We start from the raw sequence: 16,280 nt of genomic DNA, 5'->3' as shown, positions 1-16,280 counted from the left end.
GCGCCATTCATGCATCTTCCTGCCGAGGTTACGCGCATGTGCATGTATTACTAAAACTATTTTTAACAAAAAATGTAATGCAATGCCAACTATAATATTTTTATTAACACTAAAGGTATTCAGAAAAAGAAGATACGCTCATCGTTCATTTTTTTGAATATATGCGCGAGCTACACAGTGTGGAAATCAATTAACTCTTATTTTAAGTCAAACTCAATGTTTAGCTATTTCTGAAAAATAGATATTAGGGCATTTATTCCAACTCACTTTGGGGCAGAAACGAGTTAAACCGGAAAGGCAACTCCACGCCCAGAGCCACTCAACTGCATAAAATATTGATCATAAGGCAAGGTATTTTACTGTGTCGGATGGCGCTTCGCTTATCCGACCTACACAAGCTGATGAAGTACCATGAGTTAAACTTGGGCGTTCAAGTTTAAACATATTCAACTAACAGCTAATAGCTAAAAACTAATAGCTATCACTTCTTCTCAAACCTTGGCACCTTTCGCTTATCGGCTTTGCTCATAGCAAGCTCTTGAATTTCTTCTTGCTTAAGCTCTTTTGGTTTATCTTCTAATGATTGCTGCTTGGCGTTTTCAAACACCAGTTCGGTAAGTAATGCAAAATGATCAGAGCCATATTTAGCAAGGCGCTTAATGCGTTTTACTTTAAAGCCTTGGCTGTGAAATAAATGGTCAAGCGGCCAGCGCATAAAAAAGTAACTTGCGTGAAAGGTGTTGTAAAAGCCACGGCCTTTACGTGGGTCTAAAAAACCACTTATTTGCATAAATAAACGCGTGCTGCGCGACCAAGCTACGTCGTTTAAATCGCCGGCTACAATGGTCGGGCGTGATGGATTTTTAAGTGCTTTTGCCACCATTATGAGCTCCGAGTCGCGTGGGCGCGATGAGTCTTCTTCAGTGGGGCTTGGTGGCGCGGGGTGTATAAAGTGCCCTTGCATTTCAAGGCCTTCATTGTTTTCGAACAATATATGAATTGAAGGTATATCGTCTTCAATGAGCTCACATATTTGCGCATCAAGGATTTTAAATTTACTGTATAGGTGCATGCCATAACGGTTGTCTTTTGGGCACTCTATAAAGTATGGGTAGTTTTTTTTAAGAACAGCTAATTTGTTTTCCCACCAGCTATCGCTTTCAAGAGTTATCAACAAATCAGGCTGGTGCTTATCAACTAGTGAGATTAGTTGCTCACTATTGTGGTTTGACATAAGTACATTAGCCGACATGATTCTTACACTGTGATCTTCGCTCACTGAGGCGGTTTTAACTTCTTTTTTAGCAAGCCAAGTGTAAGGAAATATCCATTTCCCTTGTAATATCATGGTTAGTAATGCGGTTAAAGCAGTATACAAGTACCCGCTATTGCCGCTTTGCCACAGTAAATACAACGACACGACTGCAACAGCGCTAGCTATATAAAATACCTGAAGTCGGACAAAGTCGCAGCTGCGCACTAAATAGTGCTGACTGTACGACATAGGTAACAAGGTCACTAATAAAAAAAAGCCAATGATTAGAGCCAGTGCAATGAGCATTTAAATATCCTTATAAAGTGTACTTAACGAGTTAGAATTGAAAGTATTTCTCGGGTGTCGTGCACCATATGAATAATTGTACGGTCAATTTTTATACTTACTGTACCATTATCTCTGGAGCGTTCAATAACGCGGCCTTTTTTATATACATTGCGATCTAGGTAATCGCCTTTGTGGTAACGCTTACTTAGCCCTGGTGGTGTCCAACCAGCACGTACTAATTTTTTGTGCTGCTTTTTAGATAGTTTATTGCTGCTTTTATAGTTGTGCTGCTGATGTTTATGGTGGCCGTTTTTATGGCCGTGATTGTCTTTATTGGGCTTTGCCTGGGCATTAATGCTAACCAAGGCGCCTGCTAAAAATACAGTGAATAAAAACGCTTTCATAAATAATCTCTAATAAAGTTAATGACTAAAGATTATCAAACACGGCTGAACATCGTATGAAACTTAAAAATAGCTTTTATCGCTGCTTATACTGTGTTTTACAGTGGCTGCGCATTATGGCTGGGTCTCGTAATTTTAAATGCTTTGTTTTACGCCCTGCATGACGTTTACGCCACACTTTAAAACTGCCCTTTGAAATGTGCCCCCTCATAAACGATACAAGCTGTGAATAATTAAGTCCGTATAACTGCTCTATAGCCTCAAAGGGAGTTCTGTCTTCCCACGCCATTTCTATGATTCGCGATTGTTGCTCTGCGTTAAACATGGTTATCTCTTAAAAATTTAAACTTATACGAGAAGAAAAAATACATAGATCATCACCTCGAGGGCGAATATCACTGTATAATAAACACACTAACATAAGAAAAAATTGGATTTATATTTATGCGCACATTACTGCTGCTTTTAGCTTTTAGTTTTTCTTCGCTATTATTAGCCGCGCCAAATAAAACGCTACGCTGTGCAACGACTCACTACCCGCCTTTTACAATTTACGATACCCAAACGCGCACTTTTACAGGCATAGATATAGACTATTTAACTTTTATAGAGCGTAATTTAGGTGTAACCATTGAGGTGGTACATTTACCGTGGGCACGTATAAAAAAAGAAATGAAATTAGGCTACTACGATTGTTACTTTGCGTTGGCTAATAATACCGAGCGTGCGCAATATTTAGACTTTACCAGTGAGCCTCTGCACACCACCCAATTTGGTTTATTTACAACAAATAAGGAAAAACAATTTACAGATGACTTATCAACTGCGCGTATAGCTATGTTAAGAGGCGTTGCTTTACCTAATATTATTGCTGCGCATTATAATATTGATGATAGTAATTTAATGCGTTCACTCTCAACGAAAGCCACGTTTGATTTGCTGGATAAACAGCGTGTTGACTACGCAATTACTAATTATCAAGCCGGTTTATGGTACTCAAAAGGTTATAAAAACATACGTGCAAAGCAACTTGAAGACTACACCCTACCTGTTTATATTGCTTTTAAGCACGGCGTAATAAACACCAAATTGGTTGATGAGCAAATAAAACGCTACAAAGCGCAATTCGGTGTGCATTAATAAGGTAGGCGATGTTAACTAAATTACCAAAATGGGTTGAGTACGGCGCGTTTACGCTCGCTTTTATTGCTGGCATTGTGAATGCGGTAGGGTTATTAGGATTTGAGCATCAGGCCATCTCTCACCTTTCAGGCAGCGTTACTTTACTTGGTATAAAACTAATGAACAGTACCTCTGTTGCGTTACTACTTGTAAGTATAATTGTAAGCTTTATGCTGGGCTCGGCGCTTTCTGGCTTTTTACTCACTGGCGGCTCGTTAAAGCTTGGGCGACATTACGACACCCTATTATTTATTGAAGGCCTATTACTACTTTTAAGCGCCTATTTACTTAGCCGCGCCCATGTTTATGGTATTACGCTTGCCAGCGCTGCGTGTGGTTTACAAAACGCCCTTGCCACTAACTACAGCGGCGCAGTAGTGCGTACTACTCACTTAACCGGAATTTTTACCGACCTTGGCCTAATGATAGGCAAAGCGCTAAAAGGTGAACCCTTTGATACCCGCAAAGGCGTTATGTTTTTACTTATTATTTTTGGTTTTTTACTTGGCGGTATTACTGGGTTTATTTTATTTGAGTATTACTCAATACTTGCTTTAGTGGTGCCTGCGCTGGCGTGCTTTGTATTATCTGTAACGTATAAAATTTACAGAGTTCGCACACTTTAACGCACGCGGTTTAAAAACGGTTTAAAACACCTTACCATGGTGTTAATAAAGCGTTATTCACCTTAAAGGAATGTATGAAACCTTATATTTTGCCGCTGCTATTGCCACTCAGCCATGTTGCAATTGCCGACAATCAAAACAATGATGCAATAGAAACCATAACAACCACCGCATCACGTACAGAAGCACTGGCTACACCCTATCCGCTTACTATTAGTACCTTATCTGAGGCGCAATTAAATAGCATTGCGCCTACTCATGTTGAAGAGTCGTTACAACGTATTGCAGGTGCTAATGTACAGCGCGGAAATGGGCAAGAATACTTACCGGCACTTCGCTCACCGGTGCTCTCGGGCGCGGCAGCCTGTGGCGGCATACTCACCCTTGAAGATGGCATACCGCTACGTGCTGCGGGCTTTTGTAATATAAACGAGCTATTTGAAGCGCATAGCGAAATGGCAAAGCGCATTGAAGTATTAAAAGGCCCGGGCTCTGCACTTTATGGCTCAAACGCCGTGCATGGTGTAATTAATGTAATAACGCCAGACACCACCCAAGGCGGCGGACTTGTTGGGCTTGATTATGGCTCATACGGGTATGCTCGTTATAAATTACGCGCAGGGAAAGACTACGGCAACAGTGGGATTGGCATTAATGCAAGTGTTACCGACGATACTGGTTACCGTGATGATGAAAGCGTTAAACAGCAAAAAGTAAATATTCGCCACCGCTTTGAAAACGATAACCTGTTACTGACCTCCGGCCTTACATACACAAATTTAGATCAGCAAACTGCAGGCTTTATAACGGGTTTTAAAAGCTATAAAAACGAAGACATAGCACAGCAAAACTTTGATCCCGATGCCTTTAGAAAAGCCCGCTCATTTAGAGCGTGGAGCAACGCCCAGTGGCAATTAAAAAATAGCAATGTGCTTTCTATAACGCCTTATGTGCGCGACCAAAGCATGGACTTTTTTAAGCATTTTTTACCTGGCACCCCGCTTGAAACCAACAGTCAAACAGGCATAGGTGTGCAATCGCTGTATCAACATAACTTGCAAAGTAATATAAAAGTAAACCTAGGGCTTGATGGCGAATACACTCGCAGCGACTTTACACAAAGCCAAAACGAGCCAACTCAGGGCTCTGCATTTTTAGTAGCCACAGTACCACAAGGCAAACATTACGATTACGATGTAAACGCAACCCTGTATGCACCGTTTGCATCAGTTGAGTGGCAATTAAATAAATGGTTTATTAGCGCCGGCCTAAGATATGAGCACATGCAGTACGACTACACTAATAATATGCTGACTGGCCGCACAAAAGATGATGGCACTGAATGTGGTTTTGGCGGATGCCGTTATAGTCGCCCGGCCAGTGGTAAAAATAGCTTTAGCAATACCTCACCTAAGCTTGGTGTAAGCTACAAGGTCAACAAAAACAATACGCTATACGCTAACTTTTCACGTGGCTACCGAGCGCCGCAAGCGGCAGAGCTTTACCAATTACAACGCGAGCAAACTACCGCTAATTTAAACCCGGAAATAGCCAATAATGCCGAGCTTGGCTTAAAAGGGTATTACAGCGATGTGAATTATGCATTGGCTGTGTATGCCATGAGTAAACACAACACTATTTATCGCGATAGCGACTTTTATAACGTTAATGATGGCAGTTCACGCCACCGAGGGATTGAGCTTGAAGTAGACTACGCATTAAGCAAAACGCTTAACTTACAATTTGCAGGTACACATGCAAAGCACACATATACCAATAACCAGTTAATTAATGGGCTAAATATAAACGGTAACAACGTAGACACCGCGCCTCGAAATGTAGCTAACCTTGATTTAACCTGGCAAGCCTTTAATAACCTAGCGCTTGCACTGCAATGGCATAGCGTAAGTAGTTACTATACCGACCCAGAAAACCTACATAGCTACGAGGGGCATGATATTTTAAGCTTGCGGGCAAAGTGGCAAGTTACCAATAATCTAGAAGTGCTTGCACGTATAATTAACCTGACCGACGAAGCTTACGCTGAGCGTGCTGATTACACCAGCTTTACTGGCGATAGGTACTTTCCTGGTAAACCCCGTAACGCTATGATTTCAGCTACGTACACGTGGTAAGGCGTTAACTTAAAGATTTAACTAATTTAAATCGCCCATGTATTTAGTGGGCGATTTGCCCATAACCTTTTTAAACATAGTTATAAACGCACTCACCGACTCATACCCTAATAACGCCGACACTTGCTGTACGCTTTGCCCATCTGACAATGCCTGCAGCGCGTTAATTACATGTAATTGCATTCGCCACTTACCAAAGGTCATGCCGGTTTGCTTTTTTATAAGCCGTGCCAACGTACGCTCAGTTAAAGCAAAATCGTGTGCCCATTGTGCAAGGGTTTTGCGATTATTTGGCTGTGCGAGTAACTGCTGCCCCATTGCTTGAATAACCGCATGCTTAGATAACACAAAATCAAGCGGTTGGGCGGGCATTTCTATAAGCAAATCAAACAGTACCTGAGCTAAACGTGCTGTTTTAGAGTCTTCATTATAGGCTTGGTGCTCGCTGGCGAGTTTAAGCATTAAACTTTTTACCAGCCCCGTTATTGCTAATGTACAGGTATGCTGTGGCATACCGTGCTTATTGGCATCAATAAATACAAAACATAATTTGGCGTTATCAGATGCGCGGTTACTGTGTAAGGTGTTTGCAGGTACCCAAATAGCGCTGTGTGTTGGCACCATCCACATTTTATTTGCTGCTTCACAGGTTACATAACCATCAAGCGCTAATATTAATTGCCCTTTTGGGTGTGTATGTAAAGGGTATTCTTTACTGCCTTGTGCGGTATCTACTTTGGCGATTATGGGCTGTACCATGTGCTCGTAGTTTTGTAGGTATCCCCACCCTTTAGGCTCAAACATATTTTGTCAGTTTTTAGTTATTTAATGTCAGTATAGCTAAATTATAATACTGCTGATTTGTTTATACTAGCGCCCATAATTAGCTAACAAATTTTGTAATAATGACCCACACACCTAACAGTAATAGCGGTATGTCTCGCTTTTCAGGCGTATTACTTGTAATCGGTATTTTACTTATTGCTGCCAATTTACGTGCGCCTTTTACAGGGGTTGCCCCTGTGCTTGAACAAATAATCGCGCACTTTAATTTAACCGCTTCGCAAGCAGGCTTTATTACCACGTTACCGCTAATTGCTTTTGCCATTATATCGCCTATGGCTGCAAGCCTGGCTAAGCGCCAAGGGCTTGAGCGCACATTGTTTTTTGCTGTATTTTTAATATTACTGGGTATTGCTGGGCGCGTGATTGATTCAGCCATTATGCTATTTGTTGGCACCGCCATAATAGGCGCCGGTATTGCCATAGCTAATGTACTCCTACCGAGTTTAATAAAACGCGACTTTCCAGCAAAAGTTGCGGTAATGACTTCTGCTTATGTACTCACCATGGGCGTTGTATCTGGTGGTTTTTCAACGATAGTTTATCCGCTTAGCCAATATGAAGGCTTAGGCTGGCAGTTTGCTTTAGGCGCAAGTGCACTTATTACACTTAGCACGTTAGTTATATGGATGGCGCAATTAAATAAACACACAAAACCGACGCAAACAGCGCATACCTCAGTACTTACTAAAAGCATTTGGCGTTATGCACTTGCATGGCAAATTACACTATTGTTAGGTTTAAATTCGTTTTTAAACTACATCATCATTACGTGGCTACCCAGCATACTCACCGAAGCGGGGCAAAGTGCAACGCAAGCAGGTGCCTATCATGGGGCTTTTCAAATTGCGACCGCCATACCTGGGCTGGTACTTATACCGTTACTTGCCAAGCTCAAAGATCAAAGTGCGCTTAGTTTTATACTTGCATCACTCAGTGCAACCTGTGCGCTTGGTTTGTTATATATGCCAAGTTTTGCATTAGTATGGACACTTCTACTAGGTTTTAGCTCTGGGGCATGTTTTATTTTAGGGCTATCGTTTATTAGCTTACGTACCGATAACTCAACACAAGCGGCCTCACTGTCGGGTATGTCACAAAGTATTGGCTATTTACTGGCGGCTATTGGCCCTATGATAGCTGGAGCGCTACATACAAGTGCCGGCAGCTGGAGTGCGCCACTTTGGCTATGTGCAGGTGCGGGTGTGCTATGTGCTACATGTGGCTGGTTTAGCGGAAAAAATACCACGCTTAATAATAGCTAGCTTATCAACTGGCGTAACCATGCTAACAAGCCTGTCGCTGGCTTTTTTACTGATGAGTGCTTTTTCTCAAAGCGCTTATTTGTGGCTTCACGTTGTGCGCGGCGCTCTTGTGCTAAATTAGCTTTTGCAGCAAAACGCAGGCGCTGCTCTTGAGTTAGGTCGTCATTAAAGTTAATGGCTGACTTTTTAACGGCTCGGCTACTTTTAGGTGAACTACACATATATTTCTCCACACGACGGTCTTATAAATAGACAGTCATGTAGTTAAAAAAATTTCAATAATCGTTTGTCATATCCATTGCTTGTTTCGCTTTTAGCATGCAGCACACCTCATTTAATACGGCGAGGTAGAGCGGCATGCTTCTATCTCATCGCGGGTCGGCTTTTTTAAAAATTTAACGCTGTGGTTCTTTTCGTCAATTTTAACTATATCCATAACGGCCATTTTTTTTAGCCAACCAAACATAGGTAAAAACTGCCATTTTTTTGCAAAGGTGTTGGCGTTATTACAAATATCTTCAGCGTAGTTTATAGGTGGCGTAAACTTATCGTGGTACTGGTGCAATACCCAATCATCAATGTAATTAAGCTTTATATTGCTTACTTTGCACTGCATTGCAAAGTCGGTGTCTTCTGCGCCGTAACCAATAAACTGCTCATCAAAACCATTAACTTTATTAAAGTCACGTTTGTTAATCACAAAAATTAAAGACCAAAAAGTTAAAAAGTCTACCTCTTCGTTTGTAGGTAAGTTTTTGCGTTTAGGGTGATCAACAGCTTCCTCCACTAATAATTCATAGTTACCGATTTTGGGCACATACGGTAAATACTTTGCTTTAGCACTGACCACTAATCCGTGGGTTAGTTTAGCAAGTAAACTTTCAAAAAGTGTTGGGGAGCAAATGCAATCTACGTCTATAAATATAACGTCGTTTTGCTGCGCATTTTTAACCCCCGTGTTGCGCGCTTTAGCAAGGGGTAAGCCGTTTTCTTGTATGTACACATTTTTGGTCACAAAAGACGTGTTTGGGGTAACATTATGGCTGTTTTTTTCATCCATCCACACCACCACCATATCAGATGGGCGAAGCGTGCTATTTTCTATACTGTGGATAAGGTTAGCAAGCTGCTGGTGGCGGCCTTTAACAATAGTAACGATTGAAAAATTACGACTCAATTGCAACCTCCTTAACTAATTCTACAAACTCGCTGGTAAACTGTTCTGTAGCATTTATTATTTGTGTTTTATTTGTTTGGGTTTTTCTTACATTAACCAACGCAGCCTCTATTTGAGCATTGTTGTGCTGTAAAAACGCTGAAAAAGGCAAATGCACTGCGAGGTTATTTTTAGCTAACATGCGCGCTTTTTCATCTTGCTCTTGGTAGGGTCTGTTTTCGGGTATAACAATCAGCTTTTTCCCCAGTGATAACAACTGTGATACTGCGTTATTGCCACCACTTGATACAACCACATTTGCTGAAATCGCTTGATCTATATTGCTCACTTTGCCTTTGTAGGTTACTCCTTCAATGGCTTCACCTTGGCAACCAATAACCTCAACGTGTTCGGTGTACTTAATCAGTGTACGGGCAATTAATGCCGCGCTTTGGGCATCGGTCATTAGCAAAGTAATACAGCTGCCAAAATCTGTATTGGTGGCGCTTTCACAACCTGTGTATTTTGATATAAATCCTAAATAATGAGTTTTATTAAAATAGCTGTAGTGAGGTGTTTCAAGCTGCTTTGGGTACGGGGCATATAGTTTAGTCGCGCATTCGTAAGCAAACACTTGCGTGGGATCGCCACTGATATCACCCGAATGGCGCTGCATTAAAACAGGTAAACCAATGCTTCTGGCCATAATAGTCAGTTCGGCCGATACATCACTGATAAATAGTACCGGTTTGTATTGCTGCGCCAATAGGTTAAAGGTTATGGAGCGTTCAAGTGGCGCTTCGCTGTATTCGATTCCTTCAAATGCAGTGTTATAGCTTCTTTGTACAGCGCTTTGGCCTGCCCATTTAGAAGGTAGCTTTTCAAAAATGCTTCGCTTACACACTTTATTCAAAGCAATTTTTACGTTTAAATCACCATAAAGCACCACTACGTTATAGCTATTTTGTAACTTAGTAATAAGTAACTCAGCACGTGTAATGTGGCCCGCGCCATGATGGTGAACATAAAAAAATACAGTCGGTAAATTTGGCTCATATAAGTGCTGCATATTCGGCCTCATAATTTGAAACAGTCACGTTAAAGTCGAAGTTTTTAGCAAAAGATTGGCACGCTTGCGGCGACACTTTGCCTAGCTTTTTAATGGCTGATACAGCTTCATCCACATTGTTTAGTGCAGTACACACGTTAGAAAATCGTAGCTCTTCTGGTATGGCTGTTTTAAAGCCTACAACAGGTATACCATGAGCAAGCGCTTCAATGGTGGTTAGGCCAAAAGGTTCGTTCCACTTAGAGGTAGCTAAAAACAAACAAGATTTAGCAAGCTGTGTAAACAATTCATCGTGTTTTAAATGCCCAATATAATAAATGGAGTCTGTAAGTAGCGGTTCGACGTGAGCATTAAAGTATTCCCTATCCTCAACGGGGCCAGCTATGCATAATTTGCGCTGTAATTTTTGCGCTATTTTAATCGCCGATACTGGGTCTTTTTCGGCGTTAATACGTCCCATCCAAAATAAATCGTGGGTTTTATTAATTTTTTGCACATACTCACTTTTGGGTAGAGTAACGCCATTTGAAATCACTTTAATGGCACTACCAAGGTGAGCCTCCCACTCTTTGCATAACCTGTTAGATACAGCAATATAGCAGTGATCGCTACGCGCTTTATGCAGCTTATGTATTAAACCTAACTTTGGTGATACTGGGGCATGTAAAGTAATTACGCTTTTTATATTATGAAGTAATGCCACATCATAGAGTGCATGGTAGTAACTGTGGTAATGCACAACGTCGTAATACGAATTATCGATTAGCGCAAATTGGGCAGCCTGGTACAGCTTTTGGCCTTCTTCCTCTGTGGTTATGTTGTCTTTCATACGCAGTGGGGATTCGTCTAACTGTAAAATGTTAAACTCGTTTTCTTCATCAGCATCTTTACACAACACATCAACAGTGTGGCCTTTTTTACACAATGCGTTAGCTAAATTAGCAACAAAGGCTTCTGTGCCCCCTTTAAAGGGCTGCCTTAAAGAGACTATTGGGCTTGCGACCATCAGTATTCTCATGCAATCCTCCCCAGTATATTGCTATATTCGCTACACATTTTTGCAATAGGAAAATTACGAGCGCTTTTAATTACATCGCTTTGATTTAGTGAGAATGAAGCTTCAAGCGCGGCGGCTAAACTATTTACATTATTGCCCTTAGCAAGCACGCCTGCGCCTTCACTGACTATTTCGGCAAATGCACCGCGATTAAACGACACCACTGGCGTACCTGTTGCCATAGCTTCTAAAGTAGAAAGCCCAAAAGGCTCATCCCATCGGGTGCCAAATACTGCAGCTTTGGCATGAGCCAATTGGTGTTTGATACTATGGTGATCAAGGTGCCCTAAATAGGTATCGCAGGGTTTTAGTAAAGGCCGCACTACGTCATCCATATAGTGTTGATCGGCTATGGGGCCGGCAAATTTAATAGCAATCCCCATTTGTTGCGCTGTAGATATTGCTATATCAATGCCCTTACTTGGTAATATTCGACCATACGTAAACACATAATCTTGCGGCTTTTTTGTTACCTGCCAGCGCTTAAGGTCTATACCATTGTAGGTCACTTCTACTTTATCGTTTATAAAAGGCTCCCACGCTTCTGCTAAAGAGTGCGACACTGCGGTAAAGTGTATAAATGGCGAGTAAGAAGCCAGCCCTACCACCGCTTTTAATTTTGAGTAAGGCGGTGTGTGCAACGTGGTTAACATAGGAATATTATGTTTACTGGCCCACAGTATGGGAATCGGGTTAAGGGAGTTGTTATGCACTACGTCAAACTGCTCTTTAGCTATATCGTCCATTACCTTGAGCATAAAATCGTTTTCAACTATATCGGGGTATTGTTGATATTGGCTGTTATCTATCGGGAACGATTTTAATTTACAGTTAACCTCACTGTCTGGGTGAGCATATAAAGTAACCTCATAAACTGATTGGTAGTATTCAACTAATGCGCCAGTAAAAGCTTCTAGCCCACCAGCATAGGGAGATTTAATAGGAAATCGGGGATGCGCTATAATTGCTAGTTTCATACAGCAAGCTCCTCGCGACCATGCGGTTTTTTATACAAAAGAACGAGTGGCACTTCCTTTTTGCTTTTTGTAGCAAACATCTTTTTCATTAGCTGCCAATCGCTGCTTGGGGCTGTTTTAAAAGGTAAAAACGCTAATAATGAATTCTTTTTAAATACTAGGGTTTCTATCGGTCTTTGATAAGTGCGCTCTACTTTTTTTGTATTATCAAAGTAATAGGGAGTAAAAACAAAGTCCTCTTCAAAGCCTTCGTTTATTAGTTTAAAAGTGTGCTTTTCATCAAATACATCGTCGTCAGTACGAAAAACAACAAAATCACTCAACGTTGTTTGCAGCCCCACGTTATAAGCCGTAAACCGACAGTTTAGTGTGTGATCAATATAAATAATGTTGGGGTCAATCGCCTTTAATCTCAGGCGTAAGTTATACCTTTGTTTGTACTTTTGTGTTGAGTTATCAACAATCGTGATGATGTAATTACTGGCGTATTTTTGTATTTCTTTAACGCGCTCTATAACACCTTCATTGCAGTGGTAAGTTACTAGCACGATGGCCGTTTTACAGTACCTTTTGCTTTTCATTGTTTTTCCTTAGCCATATTATTTAAAACCGCTTAAACAAGGGGATTAATTTCCATATCTACTACGCTAATAAATCAAACGCTAACTTTTGTATTCGTTAAAGTAAGCGCTTAGTTGTTTTAAGCGCAGCTCTAAGGCTAACTTTTCAGAGAGTTTCCAATGGGGTAATTTTTTTAAACGTGATTTGGCTGCTTCTAATTCAGCCCCTACTTCGCTCGTGGATAAAATTCTCATTCGTTTCACCTCATCATTAATATGTAGTCCGTGGTGTTTATCAGCAATTAACAAGCCAAATAGGTACATATAAAAATAAACTTTATTTTTATAAATATCATAAACTTAAATACAAAAGCTGAGGTGAGGTATTACTACAAATGAGCATATAGGCATATATTTCAATAAAATATGAAAATAATTCACAAAGTCATTTAGCCTACAAATATTTTAATTTTTATATAAAGAGGGGGTAAAAGGAGGGAGTAAAATGCAGCTAGCGAGATTTTTCCCGCTAGCAAAGCATAGCTAATTAGCTGTTTTATTTTTCTCAACGCTCACAGCACTTATGATTGAGGTGTAGTTTCAAAAGCAGGCACCTGGTGTAAATCGTTTAGCCATTTAAGCGTTGATTGCGACCAAATTTGCGCAGCTGGGGTAAATTCATCTCGCTGATCAACAGCACCTATACGCAGGCCGTACACTCTATCGGCTTTAGCTTCATTAGTTGCGTAAAGTGTAGTGCCGCACGTACCACAAAAGCCTTGCGCACGTTTATTGCCGCTCTGTGCTGTTTTAACATACTCTTTTGGCTCGCCCTTGGTAAATACTACCGAGTTAGGCTCAGCCATTATTACCGCCCTAAATGGCCCGCTCGACATGCGTTGGCAATCGCTACAATGACATACAAGTACGTTATTATTTTGCGACTGGGCTTGGTATTTAATTTCACCACAGTAGCAGCTTCCAGTAATTTTCATTTTACTCTCCTTGAGTATGTTTAAAGGTGTTTAACCTAGGGCGTGTTGACCTTTGCGGATTGAAATTTGTTCAATCTAGGGGCGATTAAAATCGCGGCGCGGGGTTTGTAACCTAGTGGGCTCGATAACTGCTCCTGCGTTATTCTAATGACTTACATCAATGTAAGAATAAGTAAAAACCGAGCAAAGCTTCCGCGTCCTGCTCACGCCCCTTACCTACATCCATGTAGACAACAAAGAGTTTATCGCCCCTAGGCAGAACCCGCAGGGCAGCGCATGTTTGGCATTTATGTAGCGTTATCGCCTATTTATGGGGAATAACCACACTTCATAGGCTCTGCCTTGCCTAAAAACCAAACATACTGCTGTAAATTCAACCATCAAAGATCAACACGCCCTAAATAAGCTAAAATAATTTTAGGCAGCTCTTGCGCGTATTGATGCGCCGATAAATCACACGCAATCGCAGGGGTTAAATCGTGATACAGTACTTTATCAAGCAATGAGCTGACAATTAAAAATACCGCAGTACCTGCAGCCGTATCGCTCACTTTGCTATCTGTTTGGCTAAGTAATTGCGCTAACCGCTGATAAATTACTCGCCTATTTATGTGTTTATCACTGCCTAATAACTCACTATGCAAACGCGAATTTAAATGTAGCGTTCTAAATACCCCCTGTTGTGATAATAAAAACACATACGTTTTATGGCATAAAGAGTTAACTACAGCATCTAAGTTTTCATAGTGCTGTACCTCAAGCTCGGTTACCCAATTATCTAATGCAATACCAAAGTCTTGATACAGCATAGGCAACAGCGACTCTTTGTTTTTAAAGCGACGGTAAAACGTACCAACCGACACCTCGGCGTAATCAGCCAGCTCTTTTATACTTATGTGTTCAAAAAACTTACTTTTTAAACTGTGATTTAGCGCTTTTAATAGTTTTTTTTGGGTGTGTTGGCTACGTTGTTGCTTGGGCACCAAAAAAGGGTGTTCAGACATACATTCAACCATATTGGTTTAAAGCGCACGCACTGTGCAGCTTGTAAATATAAATAGTAAAACCTAACCAGCAATTACTTAACTCACTGGGTAGTTATTTCGTTATTTTTGGCTATTTAAATAATCTACCGCTAATTGGCTAAGCGCTTTGGTCCCCACTTTAAACGACGATTCATCGGCGTAAAAATACGGTGAGTGGTTACTTGCTACCGTTTTTAGGTCTTGATTTGCTGGTGTACCACCTAAAAATACAAATACACTGGGTATTTCTAATGCATAAAACGAAAAATCTTCTGCGCCGGTTATTTTACCCATTTCTTGCACGTTTTGTTTACCGGCTGCTTTTTCAAGGCTCGGCAACATTTGCGCTGTAAGCTCAGGGTTATTAACCGTTACAGGGTAACCTTCGTGTATATGTACATCGGCCGTTGCCCCCGACGACTTGGCAATATGCGTAGCGGTTGTTTTAATATTTTCAAAGATTTGCGCGCGATTATCCATATCAAAATTACGAATAGTACCAACCATTTCAACTTCTTCAGGAATAATATTATTACGCACACCACCGGCAATTTTACCAAACGACACAATAGCCGGCTCTTTGGTTATATTTACTTGGCGGCTTACAATGTGGTTAATACCCGTTACAATTTGCGCAGCGGCAGCAATTGGATCAACGCCAGTCCAGGGTGCTGAGCCATGCGCTTGGCGACCATGTACAGTTATTTCAAAGCGGTCAGCACTGGCCATAAATGGCCCACTTCGATAACCAATTTTACCTGTATGTAGACTTGAAGTAATATGCAGGCCAAAGGCAACATCTGGCTTATATTTGGTAAAAATGCCTTCTTTAAGCATTAGCTCTGCACCGCCCTCTTCGCCTAAAGGTGCGCCCTCTTCAGCAGGCTGAAACACAAACATAATGTTGCCATGCAGCTCATCTTTCATGTTTGCCAGTACCTGTGCAGCGCCCATTAGCATAGCTACGTGCGTATCGTGACCACAGGCATGCATTATACCTACATCAACGCCTCGGTAAGTGGTGGTTTTGGTTGATTTAAATGGCACATCTGTTTTTTCTGTTACCGGTAGTGCATCCATATCAGCGCGAAGCATAACCGTAGGGCCGGGCTTTGCACCTTTTAAAATACCGACAACACCAGTGTAAGCAATATCGGTTTGTACTTGCATACCTAACGACTTTAAGTGTTTAGCCACAATGCCTGCGGTACGCGTTTCGCGGTTACCAAGCTCAGGATTTTGGTGAAAGTCGCGTCGCCATTCAATTACCTGCTGCTCTACACTTTTAACGTGCTGATCAAGGTTTGCCTGTGCGTTAAACGCACTAAGTGCAGCAAAACCTAATGCCACTGAAAGTAGTGATTTTTTCATCCTGTTTTCCTTTATTATTTTAATGAAGCCCAACAACCGATTTAGTGTTATCGAAAAGTGCTGACAAGTTAT

The 16,280-nt window shown here is 41.2% G+C and carries 18 protein-coding genes; 4 read left to right on the top strand and 14 right to left on the bottom strand.

Annotated features, from left to right (window positions below):
* Window positions 1–481 precede the first annotated feature (481 nt).
* The 3 genes from AN391_RS10110 to AN391_RS10100 form a co-directional block, all read right to left on the bottom strand.
* On the bottom strand, window positions 482–1,561 hold the full coding sequence (locus AN391_RS10110) for an endonuclease/exonuclease/phosphatase family protein (protein WP_055015299.1): 1,080 nt from the start codon (window positions 1,559–1,561) through the stop codon (window positions 482–484).
* 23 nt (window positions 1,562–1,584) lie between these two features.
* Complete coding sequence (locus AN391_RS10105; RefSeq protein WP_055015298.1) at window positions 1,585–1,947, bottom strand: hypothetical protein; 363 nt, start codon at window positions 1,945–1,947, stop codon at window positions 1,585–1,587.
* Window positions 1,948–2,023: 76 nt separating this feature from the next.
* Entirely contained in the window at window positions 2,024–2,272 is a 249-nt protein-coding gene (locus tag AN391_RS10100; RefSeq protein WP_055015297.1) for a TIGR03643 family protein, read from the bottom strand.
* A gap of 119 nt (window positions 2,273–2,391) precedes the next feature.
* On the opposite strand from AN391_RS10100, the gene AN391_RS10095 reads away from it, so the two are divergent.
* The 3 genes from AN391_RS10095 to AN391_RS10085 all read left to right on the top strand — a co-directional run bounded on the left by AN391_RS10095 (window position 2,392) and on the right by AN391_RS10085 (window position 5,890).
* Window positions 2,392–3,087 carry an ABC transporter substrate-binding protein gene (locus AN391_RS10095; RefSeq protein WP_055015296.1) on the top strand — a complete coding sequence of 232 codons (696 nt, stop codon included), beginning with the start codon at window positions 2,392–2,394 and terminating at the stop codon, window positions 3,085–3,087.
* An 11-nt stretch (window positions 3,088–3,098) separates the two neighbouring features.
* Window positions 3,099–3,755 (top strand): YoaK family protein, encoded by a 657-nt coding sequence (locus AN391_RS10090; protein ID WP_055015295.1) that lies wholly within the window; start codon window positions 3,099–3,101, stop codon window positions 3,753–3,755.
* A 74-nt stretch (window positions 3,756–3,829) separates the two neighbouring features.
* On the top strand, window positions 3,830–5,890 hold the full coding sequence (locus AN391_RS10085; RefSeq protein WP_055015294.1) for a TonB-dependent receptor: 2,061 nt from the start codon (window positions 3,830–3,832) through the stop codon (window positions 5,888–5,890).
* Window positions 5,891–5,911: 21 nt separating this feature from the next.
* Here AN391_RS10085 and AN391_RS10080 read toward each other — a convergent pair whose 3' ends face one another.
* Complete coding sequence (locus tag AN391_RS10080) at window positions 5,912–6,694, bottom strand: helix-turn-helix domain-containing protein (RefSeq protein WP_055015293.1); 783 nt, start codon at window positions 6,692–6,694, stop codon at window positions 5,912–5,914.
* Between the two features lie 101 nt (window positions 6,695–6,795).
* On the opposite strand from AN391_RS10080, the gene AN391_RS10075 reads away from it, so the two are divergent.
* Complete coding sequence (locus AN391_RS10075; protein WP_055015292.1) at window positions 6,796–7,998, top strand: MFS transporter; 1,203 nt, start codon at window positions 6,796–6,798, stop codon at window positions 7,996–7,998.
* Here the strand turns inward: AN391_RS10075 and AN391_RS10070 are convergent.
* The 10 genes from AN391_RS10070 to AN391_RS10025 all read right to left on the bottom strand — a co-directional run bounded on the left by AN391_RS10070 (window position 7,995) and on the right by AN391_RS10025 (window position 16,208).
* Window positions 7,995–8,219 carry a hypothetical protein gene (locus AN391_RS10070; protein WP_055015291.1) on the bottom strand — a complete coding sequence of 75 codons (225 nt, stop codon included), beginning with the start codon at window positions 8,217–8,219 and terminating at the stop codon, window positions 7,995–7,997. The two genes, AN391_RS10075 and AN391_RS10070, sit on opposite strands and share 4 nt — an antisense overlap.
* A 113-nt stretch (window positions 8,220–8,332) precedes the next feature.
* Window positions 8,333–9,175 (bottom strand): glycosyltransferase family 2 protein, encoded by an 843-nt coding sequence (locus AN391_RS10065; RefSeq protein ID WP_055015290.1) that lies wholly within the window; start codon window positions 9,173–9,175, stop codon window positions 8,333–8,335.
* A complete protein-coding gene (locus tag AN391_RS10060; protein ID WP_055015289.1) occupies window positions 9,165–10,223 on the bottom strand; it encodes a glycosyltransferase in 1,059 nt (352 codons plus the stop codon). The genes AN391_RS10065 and AN391_RS10060 overlap by 11 nt, the downstream gene beginning before the upstream one ends.
* Complete coding sequence (locus AN391_RS10055; RefSeq protein ID WP_055015288.1) at window positions 10,207–11,241, bottom strand: glycosyltransferase; 1,035 nt, start codon at window positions 11,239–11,241, stop codon at window positions 10,207–10,209. Before AN391_RS10055 ends, AN391_RS10060 begins: the two co-directional genes overlap by 17 nt.
* On the bottom strand, window positions 11,238–12,257 hold the full coding sequence (locus AN391_RS10050; protein WP_055015287.1) for a glycosyltransferase: 1,020 nt from the start codon (window positions 12,255–12,257) through the stop codon (window positions 11,238–11,240). The genes AN391_RS10055 and AN391_RS10050 overlap by 4 nt, the downstream gene beginning before the upstream one ends.
* Complete coding sequence (locus AN391_RS10045) at window positions 12,254–12,838, bottom strand: glycosyltransferase (RefSeq protein WP_055015286.1); 585 nt, start codon at window positions 12,836–12,838, stop codon at window positions 12,254–12,256. The genes AN391_RS10050 and AN391_RS10045 overlap by 4 nt, the downstream gene beginning before the upstream one ends.
* A gap of 81 nt (window positions 12,839–12,919) precedes the next feature.
* A complete protein-coding gene (locus AN391_RS20610) occupies window positions 12,920–13,072 on the bottom strand; it encodes a hypothetical protein (RefSeq protein WP_160318638.1) in 153 nt (50 codons plus the stop codon).
* A gap of 326 nt (window positions 13,073–13,398) precedes the next feature.
* Complete coding sequence (locus AN391_RS10035) at window positions 13,399–13,812, bottom strand: GFA family protein (RefSeq protein WP_055015284.1); 414 nt, start codon at window positions 13,810–13,812, stop codon at window positions 13,399–13,401.
* Window positions 13,813–14,192: 380 nt separating this feature from the next.
* A complete protein-coding gene (locus AN391_RS10030; RefSeq protein WP_055015283.1) occupies window positions 14,193–14,816 on the bottom strand; it encodes a TetR/AcrR family transcriptional regulator in 624 nt (207 codons plus the stop codon).
* Between the two features lie 102 nt (window positions 14,817–14,918).
* On the bottom strand, window positions 14,919–16,208 hold the full coding sequence (locus tag AN391_RS10025) for a M20 family metallopeptidase (RefSeq protein ID WP_055015282.1): 1,290 nt from the start codon (window positions 16,206–16,208) through the stop codon (window positions 14,919–14,921).
* Window positions 16,209–16,280: the final 72 nt, after the last annotated feature.

Origin of the sequence: Pseudoalteromonas sp. P1-13-1a, assembly GCF_001401875.1 — a bacterium.
Lineage (GTDB): Bacteria > Pseudomonadota > Gammaproteobacteria > Enterobacterales > Alteromonadaceae > Pseudoalteromonas.
The sequence above is the reverse complement of the archived record's forward strand: the minus strand, read 5'-3'. Positions and strand labels throughout refer to the sequence as shown.